General features: G+C 62.3%; 27 protein-coding genes. 1 reads left to right on the top strand and 26 read right to left on the bottom strand.

The features are described 5' to 3' along the window. Positions 1-94: 94 nt before the first annotated feature. Positions 95-841: a Nif3-like dinuclear metal center hexameric protein gene (locus PQQ95_RS25070; protein WP_408441922.1), complete on the bottom strand. Its 747-nt coding sequence runs from the start codon at positions 839-841 to the stop codon at positions 95-97. Positions 842-860: 19 nt separating this feature from the next. Between PQQ95_RS25070 and PQQ95_RS25065 the strand changes: the two genes are divergently transcribed. Then, positions 861-2,084 (top strand): Do family serine endopeptidase, encoded by a 1,224-nt coding sequence (locus PQQ95_RS25065; protein ID WP_408441919.1) that lies wholly within the window; start codon positions 861-863, stop codon positions 2,082-2,084. 87 nt (positions 2,085-2,171) lie between these two features. On the opposite strand, the gene tatC is transcribed toward PQQ95_RS25065, so the two are convergent. The 25 genes from tatC to PQQ95_RS24940 form a co-directional block, all read right to left on the bottom strand. Further along, complete coding sequence (tatC, locus tag PQQ95_RS25060) at positions 2,172-2,954, bottom strand: twin-arginine translocase subunit TatC (protein ID WP_408441916.1); 783 nt, start codon at positions 2,952-2,954, stop codon at positions 2,172-2,174. Between the two features lie 34 nt (positions 2,955-2,988). Next, a complete protein-coding gene (gene tatB, locus PQQ95_RS25055) occupies positions 2,989-3,507 on the bottom strand; it encodes a Sec-independent protein translocase protein TatB (protein WP_408441914.1) in 519 nt (172 codons plus the stop codon). A gap of 39 nt (positions 3,508-3,546) precedes the next feature. After that, the gene (gene tatA, locus PQQ95_RS25050) at positions 3,547-3,786 is read right to left on the bottom strand and encodes a Sec-independent protein translocase subunit TatA (RefSeq protein ID WP_028199650.1); all 240 of its coding nucleotides are present in this window, start codon (positions 3,784-3,786) and stop codon (positions 3,547-3,549) included. Positions 3,787-4,095: 309 nt separating this feature from the next. Then, positions 4,096-4,461, bottom strand: a complete 366-nt coding sequence (locus PQQ95_RS25045; RefSeq protein ID WP_408441911.1) for a histidine triad nucleotide-binding protein — start codon at positions 4,459-4,461, stop codon at positions 4,096-4,098. Positions 4,462-4,543: 82 nt separating this feature from the next. Further along, positions 4,544-4,939, bottom strand: coding sequence for a DUF4870 family protein (locus tag PQQ95_RS25040; RefSeq protein ID WP_063497496.1), 396 nt, complete (start codon positions 4,937-4,939; stop codon positions 4,544-4,546). A 106-nt stretch (positions 4,940-5,045) separates the two neighbouring features. Continuing rightward, the gene (locus PQQ95_RS25035; protein WP_408441908.1) at positions 5,046-5,438 is read right to left on the bottom strand and encodes a phosphoribosyl-ATP diphosphatase; all 393 of its coding nucleotides are present in this window, start codon (positions 5,436-5,438) and stop codon (positions 5,046-5,048) included. Continuing rightward, positions 5,435-5,845: a phosphoribosyl-AMP cyclohydrolase gene (gene hisI / locus PQQ95_RS25030; RefSeq protein WP_408441906.1), complete on the bottom strand. Its 411-nt coding sequence runs from the start codon at positions 5,843-5,845 to the stop codon at positions 5,435-5,437. The genes PQQ95_RS25035 and hisI overlap by 4 nt, the downstream gene beginning before the upstream one ends. Before the next feature lies 1 nt (position 5,846). Beyond that, entirely contained in the window at positions 5,847-6,620 is a 774-nt protein-coding gene (gene hisF / locus PQQ95_RS25025) for an imidazole glycerol phosphate synthase subunit HisF (RefSeq protein WP_408441903.1), read from the bottom strand. Positions 6,621-6,836: 216 nt separating this feature from the next. Further along, positions 6,837-7,589: a 1-(5-phosphoribosyl)-5-[(5-phosphoribosylamino)methylideneamino]imidazole-4-carboxamide isomerase gene (gene hisA / locus PQQ95_RS25020; protein WP_370711585.1), complete on the bottom strand. Its 753-nt coding sequence runs from the start codon at positions 7,587-7,589 to the stop codon at positions 6,837-6,839. 223 nt (positions 7,590-7,812) lie between these two features. Then, positions 7,813-8,454: an imidazole glycerol phosphate synthase subunit HisH gene (hisH, locus tag PQQ95_RS25015; protein ID WP_408441900.1), complete on the bottom strand. Its 642-nt coding sequence runs from the start codon at positions 8,452-8,454 to the stop codon at positions 7,813-7,815. Then, positions 8,451-9,071 (bottom strand): MarC family protein, encoded by a 621-nt coding sequence (locus PQQ95_RS25010; protein ID WP_408441898.1) that lies wholly within the window; start codon positions 9,069-9,071, stop codon positions 8,451-8,453. Before PQQ95_RS25010 ends, hisH begins: the two co-directional genes overlap by 4 nt. Before the next feature lie 111 nt (positions 9,072-9,182). Next, positions 9,183-9,770: an imidazoleglycerol-phosphate dehydratase HisB gene (hisB, locus tag PQQ95_RS25005; protein ID WP_054036619.1), complete on the bottom strand. Its 588-nt coding sequence runs from the start codon at positions 9,768-9,770 to the stop codon at positions 9,183-9,185. Positions 9,771-9,884: 114 nt separating this feature from the next. Beyond that, positions 9,885-10,955, bottom strand: coding sequence for a histidinol-phosphate transaminase (hisC, locus tag PQQ95_RS25000; protein WP_408441896.1), 1,071 nt, complete (start codon positions 10,953-10,955; stop codon positions 9,885-9,887). Between the two features lie 192 nt (positions 10,956-11,147). Then, positions 11,148-12,470, bottom strand: a complete 1,323-nt coding sequence (gene hisD / locus PQQ95_RS24995) for a histidinol dehydrogenase (RefSeq protein WP_408441893.1) — start codon at positions 12,468-12,470, stop codon at positions 11,148-11,150. 61 nt (positions 12,471-12,531) lie between these two features. Further along, positions 12,532-13,230 (bottom strand): ATP phosphoribosyltransferase, encoded by a 699-nt coding sequence (gene hisG / locus PQQ95_RS24990; protein WP_115781172.1) that lies wholly within the window; start codon positions 13,228-13,230, stop codon positions 12,532-12,534. After that, positions 13,227-14,489, bottom strand: a complete 1,263-nt coding sequence (gene murA / locus PQQ95_RS24985; RefSeq protein WP_408442063.1) for a UDP-N-acetylglucosamine 1-carboxyvinyltransferase — start codon at positions 14,487-14,489, stop codon at positions 13,227-13,229. The genes hisG and murA overlap by 4 nt, the downstream gene beginning before the upstream one ends. 111 nt (positions 14,490-14,600) lie before the next feature. Next, positions 14,601-14,840 carry a BolA family protein gene (locus PQQ95_RS24980; protein WP_054036615.1) on the bottom strand — a complete coding sequence of 80 codons (240 nt, stop codon included), beginning with the start codon at positions 14,838-14,840 and terminating at the stop codon, positions 14,601-14,603. A 15-nt stretch (positions 14,841-14,855) separates the two neighbouring features. Further along, entirely contained in the window at positions 14,856-15,620 is a 765-nt protein-coding gene (locus PQQ95_RS24975) for an ABC transporter permease (protein WP_115781174.1), read from the bottom strand. After that, the gene (locus PQQ95_RS24970) at positions 15,617-16,549 is read right to left on the bottom strand and encodes an ABC transporter ATP-binding protein (RefSeq protein ID WP_408441890.1); all 933 of its coding nucleotides are present in this window, start codon (positions 16,547-16,549) and stop codon (positions 15,617-15,619) included. The genes PQQ95_RS24975 and PQQ95_RS24970 overlap by 4 nt, the downstream gene beginning before the upstream one ends. A 214-nt stretch (positions 16,550-16,763) precedes the next feature. Then, entirely contained in the window at positions 16,764-17,066 is a 303-nt protein-coding gene (locus PQQ95_RS24965; protein WP_408441888.1) for an STAS domain-containing protein, read from the bottom strand. Then, positions 17,063-17,695 (bottom strand): MlaC/ttg2D family ABC transporter substrate-binding protein, encoded by a 633-nt coding sequence (locus PQQ95_RS24960; RefSeq protein ID WP_408441885.1) that lies wholly within the window; start codon positions 17,693-17,695, stop codon positions 17,063-17,065. Before PQQ95_RS24960 ends, PQQ95_RS24965 begins: the two co-directional genes overlap by 4 nt. 118 nt (positions 17,696-17,813) lie before the next feature. Then, positions 17,814-18,824, bottom strand: coding sequence for an MlaA family lipoprotein (locus PQQ95_RS24955; RefSeq protein WP_408441884.1), 1,011 nt, complete (start codon positions 18,822-18,824; stop codon positions 17,814-17,816). Between the two features lie 11 nt (positions 18,825-18,835). Further along, positions 18,836-19,393, bottom strand: a complete 558-nt coding sequence (gene mlaD, locus PQQ95_RS24950) for an outer membrane lipid asymmetry maintenance protein MlaD (protein WP_408441881.1) — start codon at positions 19,391-19,393, stop codon at positions 18,836-18,838. Between the two features lie 91 nt (positions 19,394-19,484). Beyond that, positions 19,485-20,252, bottom strand: a complete 768-nt coding sequence (gene mlaE, locus PQQ95_RS24945; RefSeq protein WP_201079580.1) for a lipid asymmetry maintenance ABC transporter permease subunit MlaE — start codon at positions 20,250-20,252, stop codon at positions 19,485-19,487. Next, positions 20,249-21,070, bottom strand: a complete 822-nt coding sequence (locus PQQ95_RS24940) for an ABC transporter ATP-binding protein (RefSeq protein WP_408441878.1) — start codon at positions 21,068-21,070, stop codon at positions 20,249-20,251. The genes mlaE and PQQ95_RS24940 overlap by 4 nt, the downstream gene beginning before the upstream one ends. Positions 21,071-21,100 lie beyond the last annotated feature (30 nt).

The following is a 21,100-nucleotide window of genomic DNA, read 5'->3' as shown; positions in this document are numbered from 1 at the left end:
GTTTCTCCGTACGGATCGCAAACTTTTTCGCACCTCCTTTTAAGTGCCCTCTGCGTTATTCGTGCCTTTTTCTTCTCTAATGCCGAATTTCAATTCAGACGGGATTGGGGATATCGATAAATACGTGTTCGATATCGAACTGCTCGGAGAGATGCTTGCCCACCGCCTGCACGCCGAAGCGCTCGGTGGCGTGATGGCCGGCCGCGAGGAACGCCACGCCGCTTTCCGCCGAGGTATGCATCACCGACTCCGACACTTCGCCGGTCAGGTAGACGTCGGCGCCGGCATTGATCGCGGCGTCGAACATGCCTTGCGCGGCGCCCGTGCACCAGCCCACGCGGCGCAGTTCGCGATCCGGGTCGCCGAATACGAGCGGCGTGCGCCCGAGCGTCTGCTCGACTTGCGCGGTGAAGTGCGCGAGCGTGATCGGCATCGGAAACGTGGCGAGCCAGCCGAGATCGTTCTCGCCGAAGCGCGCGTCGCTGATCCAGCCCATCTTCGCGCCGATTTGCGCGTTGTTGCCGAACTCGGGATGGTCGTCGAGCGGCAGGTGGTAGGCGAACAGGTTCAGGTCGTTGGCGATCAGCAGCTTGAGCCGCGCATGTTTGCGCCCGGTGATCTGCGGCGCCTCGTTGCGCCAGAAGTAGCCGTGATGGACCAGCACCGCGTCCGCGCCCCAGTCGAGCGCAGCCTCGAGAAAGGCCACGGAAGCCGTCACGCCCGTCGCGAGTTTGTTGACGCGGCGGCGCCCCTCCACCTGCAATCCATTGGGGCAATAGTCCTTGAAGCGCGCGGTTTCAAGAAGATTGTTCAAGTACAATTCAAGTTCGATCCGATCCATATAAACCTCTAGTCTTCAGATGCTTAGACGCTTTTGGCTGTTCTTTGCCCAAGCGGTGACCGTGCTGTTGGCGCTGATGTTCATCATTGCGACCCTCAAACCGCAGTGGCTCCAGCGTCAAGGGCAATTCGGCAAGCAACTCGCCGAACCGATCGTCGCTCTTCGGGAAGTGGCGCCAGGCATCGGTACCGGCCCGGCACAGGCGTCCTACGCAGACGCCGCGCAAAAAGCCATGCCCGCGGTCGTCAACGTATTCTCCAGTAAGGATGGCTCACTGCCGCCCGATCCGCGCGCCAAAGATCCGCTGTTCCGTTACTTCTTCGGCGACAAGAACAAAGGCAAGCAGCAGGAACAACCCGCGTCGAATCTCGGCTCAGGGGTGATAGTGAGTTCGGAAGGTTACATTCTAACGAACCAGCACGTCGTGGACGGCGCCGATCAGATCGAAATCGCACTCGCCGATGGCCGCACCACCAATGCGAAGGTGATCGGCGTCGATCCTGAGACCGATCTGGCCGTGCTGAAGGTCAATATGACCAACCTGCCCACCATCACGCTCGGCCGCATGGACCAGACGCGCGTGGGCGACGTGGTGCTGGCGATCGGCAATCCATTCGGCGTCGGCCAGACGGTGACCATGGGGATTGTCAGCGCACTCGGGCGCAATCACCTCGGCATCAACACGTTCGAAAACTTCATTCAGACTGACGCGCCCATCAACCCGGGTAATTCGGGCGGTGCGCTGGTCGATGTGAACGGCAATCTGCTCGGCATCAATACCGCCATCTATTCGCGCTCGGGCGGCTCGCTCGGCATCGGCTTTGCGATTCCTGTCTCGACCGCGCGCAGCGTGCTGGAAAGCATCATCACAACGGGCTCGGTTACGCGCGGCTGGATCGGCGTGGAACCGCAGGATGTAACGCCGGAAATCGCCGAATCGTTCGGGCTCGAGCAGAAGTCGGGCGCGATCGTCGCGGGCGTGCTGAAGAATGGACCGGCCGACCGTGCAGGCATCAAGCCGGGCGACATCCTGGTCAGCGTGAACGGCCAGGAAATCACCGACACCACGCGCCTCCTGAACGTGATCGCGCAGATCAAGCCGGGCACGGCGACGAAGGTCCATCTGGTGCGCAAGAGCCGCGAGATGGATCTGGACGTGACCATCGGCAAGCGGCCACCTCCGCCGAAGCAACCGGTTGAAGACAACGGCGGCGGCGATCAGCAGGACGACGACGGCGGTTGAGAAGAGATAGATAACAGCCGCTGGCGGCACCGCACAAACAAAAAGGGCAATCCGTAATGGACTGCCCTTTTTTTGCCCCTGCGGCGTTCAACCCGCAGGTGGACTGTCGTCCGCAACCACCGGTTTCTGCTTGCCGACAATCAACCGCGCCGCAATGATGCCCGCCTCGTACAGCACGATCAGCGGAATCGCCAGAATCAGCTGCGAGAACACATCCGGCGGCGTCACCACCGCCGAAATCACAAATGCGCCCACGATCACATACGGACGGATTTCCTTGAGCTTCTTGATGGTCAGCACGTTCATGCGAACCAGCAGCACCACGACAATCGGCACCTCGAACGTCACCCCGAACGCGAGGAACATGGTCAGCACGAAGCTGAGGTAGTTGTCGATGTCGGTGGTCATCTCCGCGCCGAGCGGCGCGTTGTAGTGCGCCATCACGCGGAAGATGGTCGGAAACACCACGAAGTACGCGAACGCCATGCCGCACAGGAACAGCGTGTAGCTGCTGCCCACCAGCGGCCCGACCAGCTTCTTCTCATGCTGATACAAACCTGGCGCAACGAACGCCCAGATCTGGTACAGCACGATCGGCAGCGCGATCACGAAGGCGACCAGCATGGTCACCTTCATCGGCACGAAGAACGAGCCGGTCACGTCCGTGACGATCATCTTGCCGTCCTTCGGCAGATTCTGCATCAAGGGCCGCGCCAGCAGCCGGAAGATATCCGGCGCCCAATACACGAGTCCGACAAACACCACGATGACGGCCAGGCCGGCGCGAATGATACGGTCGCGCAATTCAACGAGGTGGGAAATGAAGGTCTCTTCAGTGCCTTCGTCCTGGGTTTGCTGGGGGTCGCTCACACCGGCCCTCGGTTAGAGATTGTCGTTCTGATCATCAGAAGAACCGCGTCGGACGACGCATGGTGGCCGGCGTATGCCGCGCCACGCGCGCAGCGCCCGACTGCACGCGCGTGCGGCGCGTGGTGGCGCGCTTGTACCAGGTGGGCATCGCCGTCTGCTTGACGCGCCAGTTCTTGCGTTTGGGGCCTGACGGTGGCGTGCTGGTCTGCCACGGCGGATTGCCGGCATCTTCGAGCGCGCCGCCGGCAATGCTCGGCGACACCGACGTGCCGCTATTCCACGCGTCGTTCAGTTCGGTTTCGTGCTTGCGCAGATTGTCCTGAACGCTGGTTTCGACGTTGCTCGCCGCCGCTTCGAACTCGGTCTTCATGCGACGCAATTCGTCGAGTTCGATTTCGCGGGTAACTTCAGCCTTCACGTCGTTGATATACCGCTGCGCGCGACCGAACAACGCGCCGGCCGTACGGGCGACGCGTGGCAGGCGTTCAGGCCCGAGTACGACCAGCGCGACGACGCCGATCAGCGCCATCTTGGTTAGACCGAGGTCCAGCATGAAGTGAAATGTCCGTCAGTAACGCGGTTGGGCCGCGGCTTAGCGGTAATCGCCGGAACGCGGCGTCTTTTCCTTCGCATCCACATCCACGGTGCCGTTGCGCGGCAGTTCGCGCTGTTGCGCTTCACCTGCGGGCGTTTCGGCTTCCTTCATGCCTTCCTTGAAGCCCTTCACCGCGCCGCCCAGATCGGTACCGATATTGCGCAGCTTCTTCGTGCCAAATACGAGTGCCACGATCAGCAACACGATCAGCCAATGCCAAATGCTCAACGAACCCATGACTACTCTCCTTAACCCCGACACCGCATCTCGATGCGGCAAAACTCGTGCGCCTTACGGCGTGAATCGAAGCGCGTACGCTCCATCTATACGTTGCCGCGAGCTGTTCAGGTTCAACCCGCGACACGGTGTGGCATTCTGACCCGACGATCGCGTCGGCGTCATTACAGTGCAGTAAAAAACAACGGCCGCGCTATTGTCGACGGCCAAAACTCACCGCACGCCCACGGCCCGTGATTTTTTGTGAGCCTGCTCAGTCGGCCCGCGCTGTCAGTCTCTTCAGTCAGCCCGCTCAGTCAGCCTGCTCAATCAGCCCATTCGCTGCCACGGACGCGGCCCCGCGAGAATGTGGGCATGCAGGTGATACACCTCTTGCCCGCCACCCGGCCCCGTATTGATTACGGTGCGAAAACCCGTCTCGCCACCGGTGTACGCCACACCCAACTGATCGGCCAGCCGCGCCACCAGAACAAGCATTCTACCAAGCAGCGGTGCGTCGCTTTCGGTGCAATTCGACAGCGTGGCGATGTGTTTGCGGGGAATCACCAGCACGTGCGTTTCAGCGGCCGGACGGATGTCGCGGAAGGCAACAAACTCCTCGTCGTCATGGACTTTGGTCGACGGAATCTCGCCGGCGGCGATCTTGCAGAAAAGACAGTTCGGGTCGTGGCTCATCGTATTCCTGACACAGTATGGCTAGAGCGCGAAGCGAAGTACGGCACAGTTCATGTCTCGCCCGGCCGCAACCGGACTCGACTCAAAACCAGCCACGCGGATTCGCGAGCGGCTTGTTATCGTACAGATACAGCCAGCCTTTGATAATACGGTACAACATCCAGATACTGACGGCCCACAGAACCGGAATGCCGATCACCACGAACAGCAGCACGCCGCCGATCGCATAACCCAGCAAGGCCATCCAGAACGACCGGATCTGCCATTCGAAGTGCGCTTCGTAAGGCGTGCCCACCACATCGGGCCGCTTCACGTAGTTGATGATGATCGCGATCAGAATCGTCAGACCACCCGTCAGCCAATGAACTGCATACAGCGCGTACAGCACGTGCGTGAGTGTGCGCAGACTGCGTTCGCGCTCTGGCTCGATCGCGTTGCGGTAGACCGGTGGCGGATAATTTCCCTGCGACTGTTCCATGCTTGCGTCCTCCCGAGGATGCGATCCGATGCGTTCAGTGCAATGTGGGTGCCGACGTTCGCCACTTCAAGCCGCGGCTGACAAGGTAACGACAAGGCAGCGACAATCAGTCGCCGTTCTGCTCGCGCTCGCGGCTCTTGCGCAGCGCCTTTTCCTCGATGCCCGACAGGCCTTCACGGCGCTCAAGTTCGGCAAGCACGTCAGCCGGGCTCAGGTCGAAGTGCGACAGCATCACGAGACAGTGAAACCACAGGTCCGCCACTTCGCCGACCAGCGCTTTCGGTGCGCCGCCGTGTCGCGTGTCTTTGGCGGCCAGCACGACTTCGGTGGCCTCTTCGCCGATCTTCTTCAGAATCGCGTCATCGCCCTTGTGAAACAGGCGCGACACGTACGAGACGTCGGGGTCCCCGCCCTTGCGGCTGTCGATAATCGCCGCGAGGCGCAGCAGCGTGTCCTTGGTGGACGAAGCGGGTTCCGTGGAGTGCGTGGATTGCGTCATTTGTAGATGTGTTCGGGGTCTTTCAACACGGGATCGACGGCGATCCAGTCGCCATCTTCAACCGTGCCTTCGAATTTCTGGAAAAAGCACGAGTGCCGGCCGGTGTGGCATGCGATGCCCGACACCTGCTCGACCTTCAGCAGCACAACGTCTTCATCGCAATCGAGCCGCACTTCATGCACATGCTGCACGTGACCAGACTCTTCGCCCTTGAACCACAGACGCTGACGCGAGCGCGAGAAATACACCGCGCGGCCCAACTCAATGGTTTTCGCCAGGGCTTCGCGGTTCATCCACGCGAACATCAGCACGTCGTTGGTCGAGGCTTCCTGCGCGATCACCGGCACGAGGCCGTTCGCGTCCCATCTGACCTTGTCGAGCCACTCTATTGCCGAGGAATTCACCACGTTACAACCTCACCGAAATGCCTTGATCGGCCATGAAGCGCTTGGCCTCGCCCACCGTGTGTTCGCCGTAGTGGAAGATGCTGGCTGCCAGCACGGCATCCGCGTGGCCGTCCTTGATGCCGTCGGCCAGATGCTGCAGCGAGCCGACGCCACCCGAGGCGATCACCGGAACCGACACGGCATCCGACACGGCGCGCGTGAGCGCGAGATCGAAGCCGCTCTTGGTGCCGTCGCGGTCCATACTGGTCAGCAGGATTTCGCCCGCGCCCAGTTCGGCCATCTTGCGCGCCCATTCGACGGCTTCGAGGCCGGTGGCCTTGCGTCCGCCATGCGTGAAAACTTCCCAGCGCGGCGCTTCGCCGTCCGCGGAGACGCGCTTCGCGTCAATCGCGACGACGATGCATTGCGAGCCGTATTTGTCCGTCGCGTCGCGCACGAGTTGCGGATTCGCGACCGCCGAGGAGTTCATGCTGATCTTGTCCGCGCCCGCGTTGAGCAGACGCCGCACGTCTTCGACCGCGCGCACGCCGCCGCCGACCGTCAGCGGAATGAACACTTGCGATGCGACCGCTTCGATGATCGGCAGGATCAGATCGCGCTGGTCGGAGGTGGCGGTGATGTCGAGGAAGGTCAGTTCGTCGGCGCCCTGATCATCGTAGCGGCGCGCGATTTCGACGGGATCGCCCGCGTCGCGCAGTTCGACGAAGTTGACGCCCTTGACCACGCGGCCAGCCGTGACGTCGAGACAGGGGATGATGCGTTTAGCTAGAGCCATGATCTTGCAATTCTGCCAATACCGCTGATGAGGCCGCTCGCGTCAAGCTTGAACGAGCGGCACAGTGCCGGCGCGGCTCGCCGCGTCAGGCCACGAGGTGTAGAACGGCGACACCTGCGGCTCGACGCGCTTTCAGAGCACGCCGTTGCGTCCGCCTTTGATTCCGTTGAAGCGTCGTTTCCGAATCAATCGCGAGCGACGCCCAAGCTTTAAATCTTAAGCGTCGTCCGATTCGCGCAGCCGGTCGGCGAGGGTCTGCGCAGCCGCGAAGTCCAGATCGCCCGAGTAGATCGCCCGGCCACAAATCACGCCCTCGATGCCCTCGTCCTCGACTTCGCACAGCGATTCGATATCGGCGAGGTTCGACAAGCCGCCGCTCGCGATCACCGGAATCTTCACCGCGCGCGCGAGACGCACCGTCGCTTCGATGTTGATGCCTTGCAGCATGCCGTCGCGGCCAATGTCGGTGTAGATGATCGACTCGCAGCCGTAATCCTCGAACTTGCGCGCCAGATCGGCCACTTCATGACCGGTCAGCTTGCTCCAGCCGTCGGTTGCGACCTTGCCGTCTTTCGCATCCAGACCGACGATGATATGGCCGCCGAAAGCCGTGCACGCATCCTGCAGGAAGCCCGGATTCTTCACCGCGGCCGTGCCGATGATGACGTACGACAAACCGTCGTCCAGATAACGCTCGATCGTGTTCAGGTCGCGGATGCCGCCGCCCAGCTGGACGGGAATCTGGCCACCCACTTCTTCGATGATCGCGCGGATCGCGTCTTCGTTTTTCGGCTTGCCGGCGAACGCGCCATTCAGGTCGACGAGGTGCAGACGGCGGGCGCCGCGATCGACCCAATGCCGGGCCATCGCCGCCGGTTCCTCGGAAAATATCGTCGCCTGGTCCATATCGCCCTGTTTGAGGCGTACACACTGACCATCTTTCAGGTCGATGGCGGGAATCAGCAGCATAGCAATCGGGTGTTGTCTGGGAGGTGGTTGAAGGTCGGCGGCAGCGGCTGACAAGCCAGCCCGCCATCACGCCGTTTCGCTAGTTTAGTACAACTCTTTCGACGCCCTTGCGGAGCGCCATATTGGAACGCACAGAGCGAGATCGTCTTGCTGCGGTTGTGGCGCACAGCCGACGCCCCGCTTATGGCGGAACGGCGTAGGACAACAGGATGAAGAAAGGCGCTCACGGGTTCCAGTGCACGAAGTTGCGATACACGCGCAGCCCCGCTTCGGCGCTCTTTTCCGGGTGGAATTGGGTCGCGAAGATGTTATCCCGCGCCACCGCCGAGGTAAAGGGCACACCGTACACCGTTTCGCCCGCGGTATGGGCCGCGTTGTCCGGCACGACGTAATAGCTGTGCACGAAGTAGAAGAACGCGTTATCCGCCACGCCGTCCCACAGCGGATGCGGTTGCGCCTGGCGCACGCGGTTCCAGCCCATTTGCGGGACCTTGAAGCGCGATCCATCGTCCTGCACCTGACCTTCCAGGTCGAAGCGCAGCACCTTGCCGGGCAACAGGCCCAAGCCCGGCGTATCGCCCTCGGCGCTCCAGTCGAACAGCATCTGCTCGCCGACGCACACGCCCATCAGCGGCTTGGTGCGCGAGGCCTCGATGACCGCTTCCTGCAGGCCGGATTCGGCCAGACTGCGCATGCAGTCGGGCATGGCACCCTGGCCGGGCAGCACCACGCGGTCGGCCGAACGGATTGCTTCGGGCTGGTCGACGATCGCCACGTCCGCTTCCGGTGCTGCTTTGCGCAGCGCCTGGGCAACCGAACGCAGGTTACCCATTCCGTAATCCACAATCGCTATCGAAGTTTTCATTTCAAATTAGGCAGCAATGCCTTCAATCCATCGACGATGAATTCCACCGCCAGCGCCGATAACATCAAACCCATGAGCCGCGTGCCGATGTTGATACCCGTGCGACCTACCCAACGGGCAATCGGTGCGGCGAGACGCAGCGAAAAAAAGCAGATCGCCGCCAACACCGCGCCGATCGCCACGAGGCTCAACCGGTCGTACCAATGCGTCGAGCCGGCCGCGTAAATGATCGTGGTGCTGATCGCGCCCGGGCCGGTCAGCAGCGGGATCGCCAGCGGCACGACCGCAATGTTGTCCTTCTGCTCGGCTTCATGGCGCTCTTCGGGCGTCGAACGGCTGTTACCGATCTGCGCGTTCAGCATGTTGATCGCCATCAGCAGCATGATGATCCCGCCGCCCACTTCGAGCGATCCGACCGAAATACCGAAGAAACTGATGATCTGCTGGCCGAGCAGCGTCGTCACCGCGATCACGCAAAACACCGAAATCGCCGCGATCCGGATAGTTCTGCGCCGCTCCACGTCGCTCTGATTTGCCGTCAGGCTCATGAAAAACGGGATGGCGCCAACCGGATTGATCAGCGCCAGCAGTGAAATAAACGACTTCAGAATGTCCATCGCACACCGGGCACGCGCAAGCGCGCCGGTCCAGGTTCTAAATCCACCAACCGCCCAATGAGCCCGACAGTCGCAGTCAATGAGCCACTCAGCGAGCGGATAAATAGGCGCTTAAAGGCTGCCCTTGGTCGACGGAATCTGCCCCGCCGCGCGTTCGTCCATCTCGACGGCCATGCGCAAGGCACGCCCGAACGCCTTGAACACCGTTTCCATCTGATGATGGGCGTTCAGGCCGCGCAGGTTGTCGATATGCAGCGTGACGCCGGCGTGATTCACGAAACCGCGGAAAAATTCGATGGAGAGATCGACGTCGAACGTGCCGATGCGCGCGCGCGTGAACGGCACATGGAATTCGAGGCCCGGACGGCCGGAAAAATCGATCACGACGCGCGACAGCGCTTCGTCGAGCGGCACGTAAGAATGACCATAGCGGCGGATGCCCTTGCGGTCGCCGATTGCCTTCGCGACGGCCTGGCCGAGCGTGATGCCGACGTCTTCAACCGTGTGGTGATCGTCGATTTCGAGGTCGCCATGCGCTTCGATGTCGAGATCGAACAATCCGTGCCGTGCGATCTGGTCGAGCATGTGATCAAGAAACGGCACGCCGGTGGCCAGCTTCTGCTGACCGGTGCCGTCCAGATTGATCTTCACACGGATCTGCGTTTCGCTGGTGTTGCGAACGACTTCCGCAAGGCGCATGGTAATTCCTCGAATCTAGCTAGAAAGCATTAGTAGTGTGGGATGGGAACACGGCGGGCCGCGCGCGCTTTTCGCCGGAGGGAAAAGCGCTCATGCGGCCATTCGGCACGCCGTTCAGTGCAGCACGAGTTTCAGTCCGGCAATCAACTGGGCGTTTTCTTCGGGCGATCCGACCGTCAAACGCACACAATTGGCCAGCAATGGGTGCATTTTACTCACGTTTTTGATCAAAACCCGTGCTGCCAGCAGCGTTTCGAACATAACGGATGCATCCGGCACCCGCACCAGCAGGAAGTTGCCGGCGCTCGGGAACACTTCGGCGCCCGGCAATTGGGCCACGGCATGCGCGAGTTTCGTGCGTTCTTCGCGCAATTGCGCGGCCTGAGTGTCGAGTACGTCGACGTGGTCGAGCAGGAAATCAGCGGCGGCTTGCGTCAGCACGTTGGTGTTGTAGGGCGGCCGCACCTTGTCGAATTCGGTGAGCCACGCGGGCTTGCCGACCAGATAACCCAGGCGGATGCCGGCCAGACCAAGCTTGGACACGGTACGCATCACGACGACGTTGTCGAACGCGTCGGCGCGCGGCAGCCAGCTTTGCTGCGCAAACGGCTGATACGCCTCGTCGATCACCACCAGGCTTTTGTTCGCCGCGGCGATGATGCGCTCCATGTCCGCGTCGTCGTACAGCGTGCCGGTCGGGTTGTTCGGATAGGCCAGATAGACGATCGCCGGTTCATGCTCGGCGATCGCCGCCAGCATGGCTTCGGTGTCGAGCGTGAAATCGGACTTCAGTGGCACGCCGATGAAGTCCAGATTCGCGAGCTTCGCCGACATCTGATACATGACGAAACCCGGCATCGGCGCGAGCACTTTGGCGCCCGGCTTCGCGCACGCCACCGACACCATGCTGATGATTTCATCCGAACCGTTGCCGAGCAGCACGTCGCAACCGGCGGGTACGCCCATCACGCGCTTGATCTTTTCGATCAGCGCTTCCGGGCGCGGCGCGGGGTAACGGTTGAGCGCGACGCCGGCCAGATGCTCGCCCAGATGCGCGGCGAGCACCGGCGGCAACGGAAACGGATTTTCCATCGCGTCGAGCTTGATATAGCCCGTGGCGTCCGGAACCGGATAGCTCGTCATCGCGAGCACGTCGCGGCGGATGATGTCTTGAGGTGTCGTCATAAGTCAGCGGACCGGGCCGCAAGGAAGAATCCGGCCTGGCATCGGCGGCACGGCGGCCGCTCCAGGTTGGTCTGTATTGTGGTTACTTAACGGGGAACCGCGTGAAATCCGTCGATGAAGTCCGCGGGCATCAGTTCGCGCCCGCTTGCGCCACCACCGGATTTGCCGCATTCAGGCGCTTGTGCCCCACCTTCAGCCGTTCTGACGCATCCGGTATTCGGCGCTGCGGGCATGCGCCTGCAGGCCTTCGCCGTAGGCGAGTTCGGCGGCGATCTCACCGAGCGTCTGCGCGCCTTCCGCGCTGACTTCGATCACGCTCGAACGCTTGAAGAAATCATAGACGCCCAAAGGTGACGAGAACCGTGCGGTACGAGACGTAGGCAGCACGTGGTTCGGCCCCGCGCAGTAGTCGCCGAGGCTTTCGCTGGTGTAGCGGCCGAGGAAGATCGCACCGGCATGGCGGATCAGTTGGCCCCATTGATGCGGCTCCAGCGCGGAGATTTCGAGGTGTTCCGGCGCGATGTCGTTGGCGATCGCGCAGGCTTCGGCCATATCGCGCACTTTGATCAGCGCCCCGCGGCCTTCGAGCGACGCACGGATCACGTCCTGGCGCGGCATGGTCGGCAGCAATTCATTGATCGCGTCGCGCACGCGGGCGATGAATGCATCGTCCGGACACAGCAGGATGGATTGCGCGAGTTCGTCGTGCTCGGCCTGCGAGAACAGGTCCATTGCGATCCAGCGCGGGTCCGTCGTGCCGTCGCACAGCACCAGAATTTCCGACGGCCCGGCGATCATGTCGATCCCCACGGTGCCGAACACGCGGCGCTTGGCCGACGCGACATACGCGTTGCCCGGGCCGCAGATCTTGTCGACCGCGGGCACCGTTTCCGTGCCGTAGGCCAATGCGCCCACCGCCTGCGCGCCGCCGATCGTGAACACGCGATCCACGCCGCCCAGCAATGCAGCCGCCAGCACCAGCGGATTCTTCACGCCGTCCGGCGTGGGCACGACCATGACGATCTCGCGCACGCCGGCCACGCGCGCCGGAATCGCGTTCATCAGCACCGACGACGGATACGCCGCCTTGCCGCCCGGCACATAGATACCCGCGCGGTCGAGCGGCGTGACCTTCTGGCCGAGCACGGTGCCGTCGGCTTCTGTGTACTGCCAGCTATGGCTGCCGCATTCGATCTTCTGCTTCTCGTGGTAGCCGCGCACGCGCGCCGCCGCCGCTTCGAGCGCCGCGCGGCGCTTCGGCTCGAGACCTTCAAGCGCCGCTTCCAGTTCGGACATCGGCAATTCGAGCGCCGCGACGCTCTTCGCCTCGACACGGTCGAAGCGGTTCGTGTACTCGAGCACCGCAGCGTCGCCACGTGCCTTCACATCGTTCAGAATCTGCGCGACCGAGCGCTCGATTGCTTCGTCTTCGCTCGCCTCGAACGCGAGCACCGCGCGCAGCGATTTCTGAAAATCGGGCGCGCTGGAATCGAGTTTGCGAATCTTGATAGACATACGGGTATCCGTTTCGGTAAGGCGCGCGTTAAAAGTTCGACCACGCGCGTGGTCAAACTGTTCAGGCTGCCGCAGTGCCGGCTTTCGACGCGCGTTCGAATGCGTCGAGGATCGGCCGCAGCGCGGCGCGTTTGAGCTTCAGCGCCGCCTGGTTCACAACGAGGCGCGACGAAATCTGCATGATCTCTTCCACCTCGACAAGATTGTTGGCGCGCAAGGTATTGCCCGAGCTCACCAGATCGACGATCGCATCGGCGAGACCGACCAGCGGCGCCAGTTCCATCGAACCGTACAGCTTGATCAGGTCGACGTGCACGCCCTTGGCGGCAAAATGCTCACGCGCGGTTTCCACATACTTGGTCGCCACGCGCAGGCGTGCGCCCTGGCGCACCGCGTTCGCGTAGTCGAAACCGGCCGCCACCGCGACCGACATGCGGCAACGCGCGATATCCAGGTCGACCGGCTGGTACAGCCCGCTGCCGCCGTGTTCGAGCAGCACGTCCTTGCCGGCCACGCCGAAGTCGGCCGCGCCGTATTCGACGTAGGTCGGCACGTCCGTGGCGCGCACGATGATCACACGCAGGTTCGCGTCGGTCGTGGGCAGGATCAGCTTGCGCGAGGTTTCCGGATCTTCGGCGACTTCAATGCCGGCTGCGGCGAGCAGCGGCAGCGTCTCTTCAAAGATACGCCCTTTCGACAAGGCCAGCGTGAGCGGCGCGCTCACAGCCGGCGAAGACGACGTTTGCGGCATCGAACTCATGCCTGGCTCCCGGCGATGCGGCGCACCTTGGCGCCGATGGCGTTGAGCTTGGCCTCCATCCGGTCGTAACCCCGATCCAGGTGATAGATGCGGTCGATCAGCGTTTCGCCTTCAGCACGCAGCGCGGCGATCACGAGGCTCGCCGACGCCCGCAGGTCGGTCGCCATCACCTTCGCGCCGGACAGCTTCTCGACGCCGGTCACGAGCGCGGTGTTGCCGTCGATCGTGATGTTCGCGCCGAGGCGGTTCAATTCCTGCACGTGCATGTAGCGGTTCTCGAAAATCGTCTCGACAACCTGCGAAGTACCGTCCGCGAGCGTGTTGAGCGCCATGAACTGCGCCTGCATGTCGGTCGGGAACGCCGGATATTCGGACGTGCGGAAGCTCACCGCGCTCGGACGCTTGTCCATGCGCACGCGCATCCAGTCGTCGCCTTCTTCGATTGTGACGCCGGCTTCGCGCAGCTTTTCGGTGACGGCTTCGAGAATCAGCGGACGGACCTTGCGCAGCGTCACATCGCCGCCTGCGGCCGCGACCGCACACAGGAACGTACCGGCTTCGATACGATCCGGAATCACCGTGTGCTTTGCGCCATGCAGCGTGTCGACGCCCTGGATCACCAGACGATCCGTGCCGATGCCTTCGATCTTTGCGCCCATCGAGACCAGCAGATGCGCGAGGTCGCCGACTTCCGGCTCACGCGCGGCGTTCTCGATAACCGTCTCGCCTTCGGCCAGCACCGCGGCCATCAGCAGGTTTTCGGTGCCCGTCACGGTGATCATGTCAGTCACGATGCGCGCGCCCTTCAGACGCTTCGCACGCGCTTCGATAAAGCCGTGCTCGATCGTGATCTCGGCGCCCATGGCCTGCAGACCCTTGATGTGCTGATCCACCGGACGCGCGCCGATGGCGCAGCCGCCCGGCAGCGACACGCGAGCGTGACCGAAGCGCGCGACCAGCGGGCCGAGCACGAGGATCGACGCACGCATGGTCTTCACCAGCTCATACGGCGCGACGAGGTTATCGACCTTCGACGCGTCCAGCGACACACGCCCCGCGCCGCTCTCGATCTGCACGCCCATCTGGCCGAGCAGCTTGAGCATTGTGCGCACGTCCTGCAAGTCGGGCACGTTCTCCAGATGCACCGGTTCCGCGCTGAGCAGACTCGCGCACAGGATCGGCAACGCCGCGTTCTTGGCACCTGAGACGACGACTTCGCCCGACAGCGGGTAGCCACCTTCAATGACGAGTTTATCCATGCCTGTCAGTTCCTGATCGACCCGGACTTCAGCCGGGCTTGCTTTGACTGTGTTCGACGCGCCGCTACCGGCGTCGCGCCCTTCTTGAGTAATTCGCACTAAATTTCCAGATTACGCGTTCTGCCATTCGGCGGGCGTCAGCGTTTTCATGCTGAGCGCGTGGATTTCTTCGCGCATGCGGTCGCCGAGCGCCGCGTACACGAGTTGATGGCGCTGGATCAGACGCTTGCCTTCAAAGCTCTCGGCAACGATGGTCGCAAAGAAATGCTGACCGTCGCCTTCGACTTCGAGATGCTGGCAAGCGAGCCCAGCCGCGATGTATTGCTTGACCTGTTCGGGAGTCGGCAACATGAGAGATGCTCCTGATCAGTGGCGCAGTTTGTAGCCGGAGGCGAGCATGCGCATCGCCACCACGGCCAGCACCACGAAGAAACCGGCAACGATCGCAAGGCTCGCGAGCGGATTGATATCCGACATCCCGAAGAAACCGTAGCGAAAGCCGTCGATCATGTAGAAAAAGGGATTGAGCCGCGACACTTCGCGCCACACCGGTGGCAGCGTGTGCGTCGAGTAGAACACGCCCGAGAGGAACGTGAGCGGCATAATCAGAAAGTTTTGAAACGCGGCAAGCTGATCGAACTTTTCGGCCCAGATACCGGCGATCAAACCCAGCGTGCCAAGAATCGCCGCACCGAAAATCGCGAATGCGATGATATAAAGCGGCGCGCTGAAGCTGACCGGCACGAACCAGATCGTCACGATAAACACGCCGAAGCCGACCGCCAGACCACGGGCCACGGCCGCGAGCACATACGCGCCGAACATCTCGTAGTGCGAGAGCGGCGGCAGCAGCACGAACACCAGGTTGCCGGTGATCTTCGACTGGATCAGCGAGGACGAGCTATTCGCGAAGGCGTTCTGCAACACGCTCATCATCACGAGGCCGGGAATCAGGAAACTCGTGTATTCGACGCCCGGGTACACCTGAACGTGACCGCGCAACGCGTGGCCAAAAATCGTCAGATACAGTAGCGCGGTGATGACCGGTGCCAGCACGGTCTGGAACGCCACCTTCCAGAACCGCAGGATTTCCTTGTAAAACAGCGTGCTGAAACCACTGTAGCCGCTCATGCAAGCCCCTCGATCACTTCCGGACCGTTCATTACCTGAACGAACACATCTTCGAGGTCGGCTTTGCGAACCTCGATTTCTTCGAATGTACAACCCGCTGCGCGGCACTGCGCGAGAATCCGCTCGACGTCGTCATAGCTCGCGAGACGCAGCAGATGCTGGCGGCCATTGCCGTTGCCCGTGCCGCTGTCCACTTCGAGAGGACGCAACTCCGCCGGCAGCACGCCTTGTGCGAAGCGCAGGAACAACTGCATGCCGGCGAAGCGCTGCAGCAGGGTGCTGGTGCGCTCGAGCGCGACGACCTCACCGCGCCGCAGCATCGCGATGCGGTCGCACAGCGATTCGGCTTCTTCCAGATAGTGCGTGGTCAGTACGATCGTGTGCCCTTCGCGATTCAGGCGCGAGATGAATTTCCACAAGGTTTGCCGCAACTCGACGTCGACGCCAGCAGTCGGTTCATCCAGCACGATCACCGGCGGCCGGTGCACCAGCGCCTGCGCCACGAGCACACGGCGCTTCATGCCGCCCGAGAGCGCGCGCATGTTGGCGTCGGCTTTATCGGTAAGGTCGAGATTGGCCATGATCTCGTCGATCCACGCGTCGTTATTGCGCAGCCCGTAGTAGCCGGACTGGATGCGCAAGGTTTCGCGCACGGTAAAGAACGGATCGAACACGAGTTCTTGCGGCACCACGCCGAGCGCGCGGCGTGCGTCGCGGAAATCGCTGACCACGTCATGGCCGCGGACCGCGATGCTGCCTTCATCGGCGCGCGCGAGGCCGGCGAGTATGCTGATGAGCGTTGTCTTGCCCGCGCCGTTCGGACCGAGCAGTCCGAAGAACTCGCCTTCTTCCACCGTGAGGCTGACGCCCTTGAGCGCCTGCAAATCCTTGTAGCGCTTCTTGACGTTACGAATTTCTATGGCTGACATGACTGTGGGCCGCGTGCGTCGCGGCGCCTAAAGGAGCCCTGAGGGGGCGCAAAAATGCTGGAAGGGACGAAATTGGGGCCGGTTATATGCCCCAAAAAACGTTTGATTATAGGGCAAAAATCAGCTGCCCCGGCTCGGCCGGGGCGATTGGAAGTGACGCTATAGGAGCGTCAATGTCGCGCGCGCTGCAAGCAGCATGGGGCCGGCGTAAGCGCTAAAGCGCTAACTCCGGCCGACACAGGAGTGTATCGACGCCGTAGGCTTGCGCAAGACTGGCGAGACCAGCCGGCAGGTTGACGATCTCGAACGCGATGCCACGTGCCTGGGCGGCACGCTCCCACGCGAGCAGGACGGCAAGCGCGGACGAGTCGAATTGCGCGAGCGGCGCGCAATCCACGCCGTTCGCGCCGGCAGCGATGCGCTGCAAACCCGCCTCGAGCACGGCTTTCGCGCTTTCGTGGGTCAGTGTCGCGCCACTTTCGAAGCGGCTTGCGACGGCGTTCAGCACCTCGCTCACGACTGCTTGCCCGCGGCCAGTTGCTGGTTGCGCTGCGTGAGGAACTGGATCAGTCCGTCCACACCCTTCTGCTGGATCTGCTCGTTGAACTGTTGCTGATACGCCTGAATCAGCCACGCGCCGAGCACGTTGATGTCATAGACGCGCCAGCCGTTCGCCGTCTTGTACAGACGGTAGTCGAGTTCGATCGGCGAGCCGTTGTTCATCACCACCGAACGCACCACCGTGTCGGTGTCGTCCGGGTTCATGCGGAACGGCTTGTACTGGATCTGCTGGTCGCGCACTTGCGCCAACGCGCCCGAATACGTACGGATCAGCAGCATCTTGAACTGCTCGACCACGGCGCTTTGCTGCTCCGGCGTCGCGGTGCGCCAGTTGCGGCCCATCGCCAGTTGTGTGGTGCGGCGGAAATCGGTGTACGGCAGGATCTTTTCGTTGACGAGCTGGGTGATGTGCGAAATATCGCCCTGCTGAATCGACTTGTCGGCGCGCACGGCGTCGATCACCTGCTGGGTGACCGTCTTGATCAGGCCGTCCGGCGAATTGGAGTCCACCGTTTGCGCCGATGCACCGGCGCTGGCAAAAGAGAACAGCGCAGCGAACAACGGAATCAGGAATAGTTTTTTCATATCGAACCTTGCTTGCCTTAAAAATAGTGCAACCGTTTGAGCCGACATTAGCACGCGAGTTCAGCAGCAATCCATGCGCAAACTGCGAGAGTCGTATCGAGGTGTTACGGCCGCACGATCAACGCAATTTGAATGACGGGAAGTTGAAACGCGACGGCGGAACCAGTTGGCCGGCCGGAATCTGTGTCGTTTCCGGACCGCCGTTCAGATCGAGCGGTGGCGATTCAGCACTGCCGGAGGCGGCCTCAGGTGCGGCAGCCGTGCCGGTTGCGCCCGTGGTTGCGCCAGTTGCCGAAGCTGCTTGCGGCGGGGTCGCCGCCTTCGCGGCAGCACCTTGCGTGCCCGCAGCGCCAGCGGCGCCGTCATCGACGTCGTCGTACTTCGGCAGCGGCGCTTCATCGCCGTAGTTCGGCAACGCCTCCGACTGCTTACCGTCCGACAGCAAATACTGGCGGCGCTGCAGATACGCGTTACGCACGAACGAATACTTATCCAGTGCGGCGCCTTCCAGCACGTCGCTCGCGTTCAGCAGATTCGCACGCGTGTTGACCACGTTCAGGCCGTACAGCGCCCAGCTCAGACCATCCGGATGAATGTAGCTGAGCGGATTCACATAGTAATTACCGATCGAGCCGACCGCGTCGCGCACCGTGCTCGGCCCGAACAGCGGCAGCACGAGGTACGGACCCGCCGGCACGCCGTAGTGACCGAGCGTGAGGCCGAGGTCGTTGTCATGCTTGGGCAGTTTGGCGAGCGTCGCCACGTCGAACAGACCGCCGACGCCGAACGTGGTGTTGATCACAATCCGCATGATGTCTTCGACGCCATCGGTGATCTTCAACTGCAGCAGATTGTTCGCCGCGATGTAGACGTCGCCGATGTTCGAGAAGAAGTTGGTGACGCTGTCGCGCACCGGCTGCGGCGTCGCCCAGACATAGCCCTTCGCGACCGGCTTCAGCGCGTATTGGTCGAGCTTGTCATTGACAGTGAAGATCGTGCGGTTCAAGCCTTCGAGCGGATCGCCCTTGGTCGGCGTTTGCACGGTCGTGCAGCCGGCGAGCGTAACGGCCGCCAGCGCGAACGCCGCCGTCTGGACGGTGCGCACGCCCCGTTTGCGTAGGGTCTGCATTTTTATTCTCCTTATTGACCGGCCGCGCCGGAGGCGGGCAAAGTCGGCGCCGCAGGTGCCGTGGCGGGAGCGGCCGCAGGCGCCGCCGAGCCCGAGCCCGGCTTGGATGCGCCCGAGTCCGCGGCCTTGCTATACAGGAATTGTCCGATCAGGTTTTCCAGCACGATCGCCGATTGTGTCATCGAGATCGTGTCACCCGCTTTAAGCATCTCGCTGTCGCCACCGGGTTCGAGCCCGATGTATTGCTCGCCGAGCAGACCCGAGGTCAGAATCTTGGCCGACGTGTCTTTCGGAAACGGGTATTGCTTGTCGATATCGATCGTGACGACAGCCTGATACGCATTGCTGTCAAAGCCGATCGAATCGACCCGGCCGACCGTCACGCCCGCGCTCTTCACCGGTGCGCGCGCCTTCAGTCCGCCGATATTGTCGAATTTGAGCTTGACTGGGTACGTTGCCTGAAACGACAACGAGCTCATGTTGCCGGCCTTCAGCGCGAGAAACAGCAACGCCACGAAACCCAACACCACGAACAGGCCGACCCAGAAGTCGAGAGCAGTCTTTTTCATCGTCATCCCAAAGTGAATCCGCCACGCTGCTCCCGCTCCCGGCACGCGCAACCCGAGGCGCGCCCGCGAAGCGGAAACGTGCAGCGCAGTGTTAGCTGAACATCAGTGCAGTCAGCAGAAAATCGAGGCCGAGCACCGCAAGCGATGCGTACACGACCGTCTTGGTCGTGGCACGCGACACGCCTTCCGGCGTCGGCTTGGCTTCGTAGCCCTGAAACAGCGCCACAAAGGTCACCGCGAGGCCGAACACCACGCTCTTGATGACCCCGGCGCCGACATCGCGCCAGACATCGACGCCGCCTTGCATCTGCGACCAGAACGCGCCCGAATCGACGCCGATCAGCAGCACACCCACGACATAACCGCCGAACACGCCGACCGCACTGAAAATCGCAGCCAGGATCGGCATGGAAATGATGCCCGCCCACAGGCGCGGCGCGACCACGACCTTGACCGGGTCCACCGCCATCATTTCCATTGCGGTCAATTGTTCACCCGCCTTCATCAAGCCGATCTCGGCCGTCAGCGAGGTGCCGGCGCGCCCCGCGAACAGCAGGGCCGTGACCACCGGCCCGAGTTCGCGCACCAGCGAAAGGGCGACCAGCAACCCCAACGCCTGTTCGGAACCGTAACGGTTCAGCGTGTAATAACCCTGCAAGCCGAGCACGAAGCCGACGAACAGCCCCGACACGGCGATGATCACCAGCGAATAGTTACCTACGAAGTGGATCTGCTTCGTGACAAGCCGCGGCCGCCGCAACAGCGGGAAAAACTCGAGCAGCAACCGGAAGAAGAATCGTGTGGCGTAACCGGCCGTGCCCAGCCCGCCGATCACCGAGCGACCAAGCGCACTGATCATGACTGACCTCCGCCGATGCCGAAGTCCGCCGCGAGCGGTGTCTGGCTGGGATAGTGGAATTTGAACGGACCATCAGGCGCGCCGTCGATGAACTGGCGCACCGTCGGATCGGTCGACGCGCGCAGCTCGGCCGGCGTGCCTTCGGCATGCACCCCGCCGTTGGCAAGGAAATAGACGTAGTCGGCAATCGCGAACGATTCCGGCACGTCGTGCGTGACCAGGATCGACGTTGCGCCAAGTGCCTGATTCAGCGCGCGAATCAGGTTCGCGGTGATGCCGAGCGAGATCGGATCGAGACCGGCGAACGGCTCGTCGTACATCATCAGCTCGGGGTCGAGCGCAATCGCCCGGGCCAGCGCCACACGCCGCGCCATGCCGCCCGAAATCTCCGACGGCGCCAGGTCTCGCGCGCCGCGCAACCCAACCGCGTTGAGCTTCATCAACACGAGGTCGCGGATCAGTTCTTCGGGAAGATCGGTGTGCTCGCGCAGGGCGAAAGCAACGTTTTCGAACACCGACATGTCGGTGAACAGCGCGCCGAACTGGAACAGCATGCCCATCTTGCGGCGCAGCGCGTAGAGGCCGTCGCGCGTTTGCGCGCCGATGTCCTGGCCCTGAAACAGGATCTGGCCGCGCTGCGCGCGCACCAGACCGCCAATCAGACGCAGCACTGTGGTTTTGCCGCAACCCGAGCCGCCCATGACCGCGACGACCTGGCCGCGCTTGAAGCGCAGATTCAGGTTCGACAGGACGAGCCGGTCGCCATAACCGAAGTCGACGTCGCGCAGCTCGAGTAAGGGCTCGGGGGAGGAAGACACGAAACTGACAGTCCTTTTACACGGAAGGCC

It is taken from the genome of Paraburkholderia caffeinilytica (assembly GCF_046030355.1).
In the GTDB taxonomy this organism is placed as follows: Bacteria; Pseudomonadota; Gammaproteobacteria; order Burkholderiales; family Burkholderiaceae; genus Paraburkholderia; species Paraburkholderia caffeinilytica_B.
The sequence above is the reverse complement of the archived record's forward strand: the minus strand, read 5'-3'. Positions and strand labels throughout refer to the sequence as shown.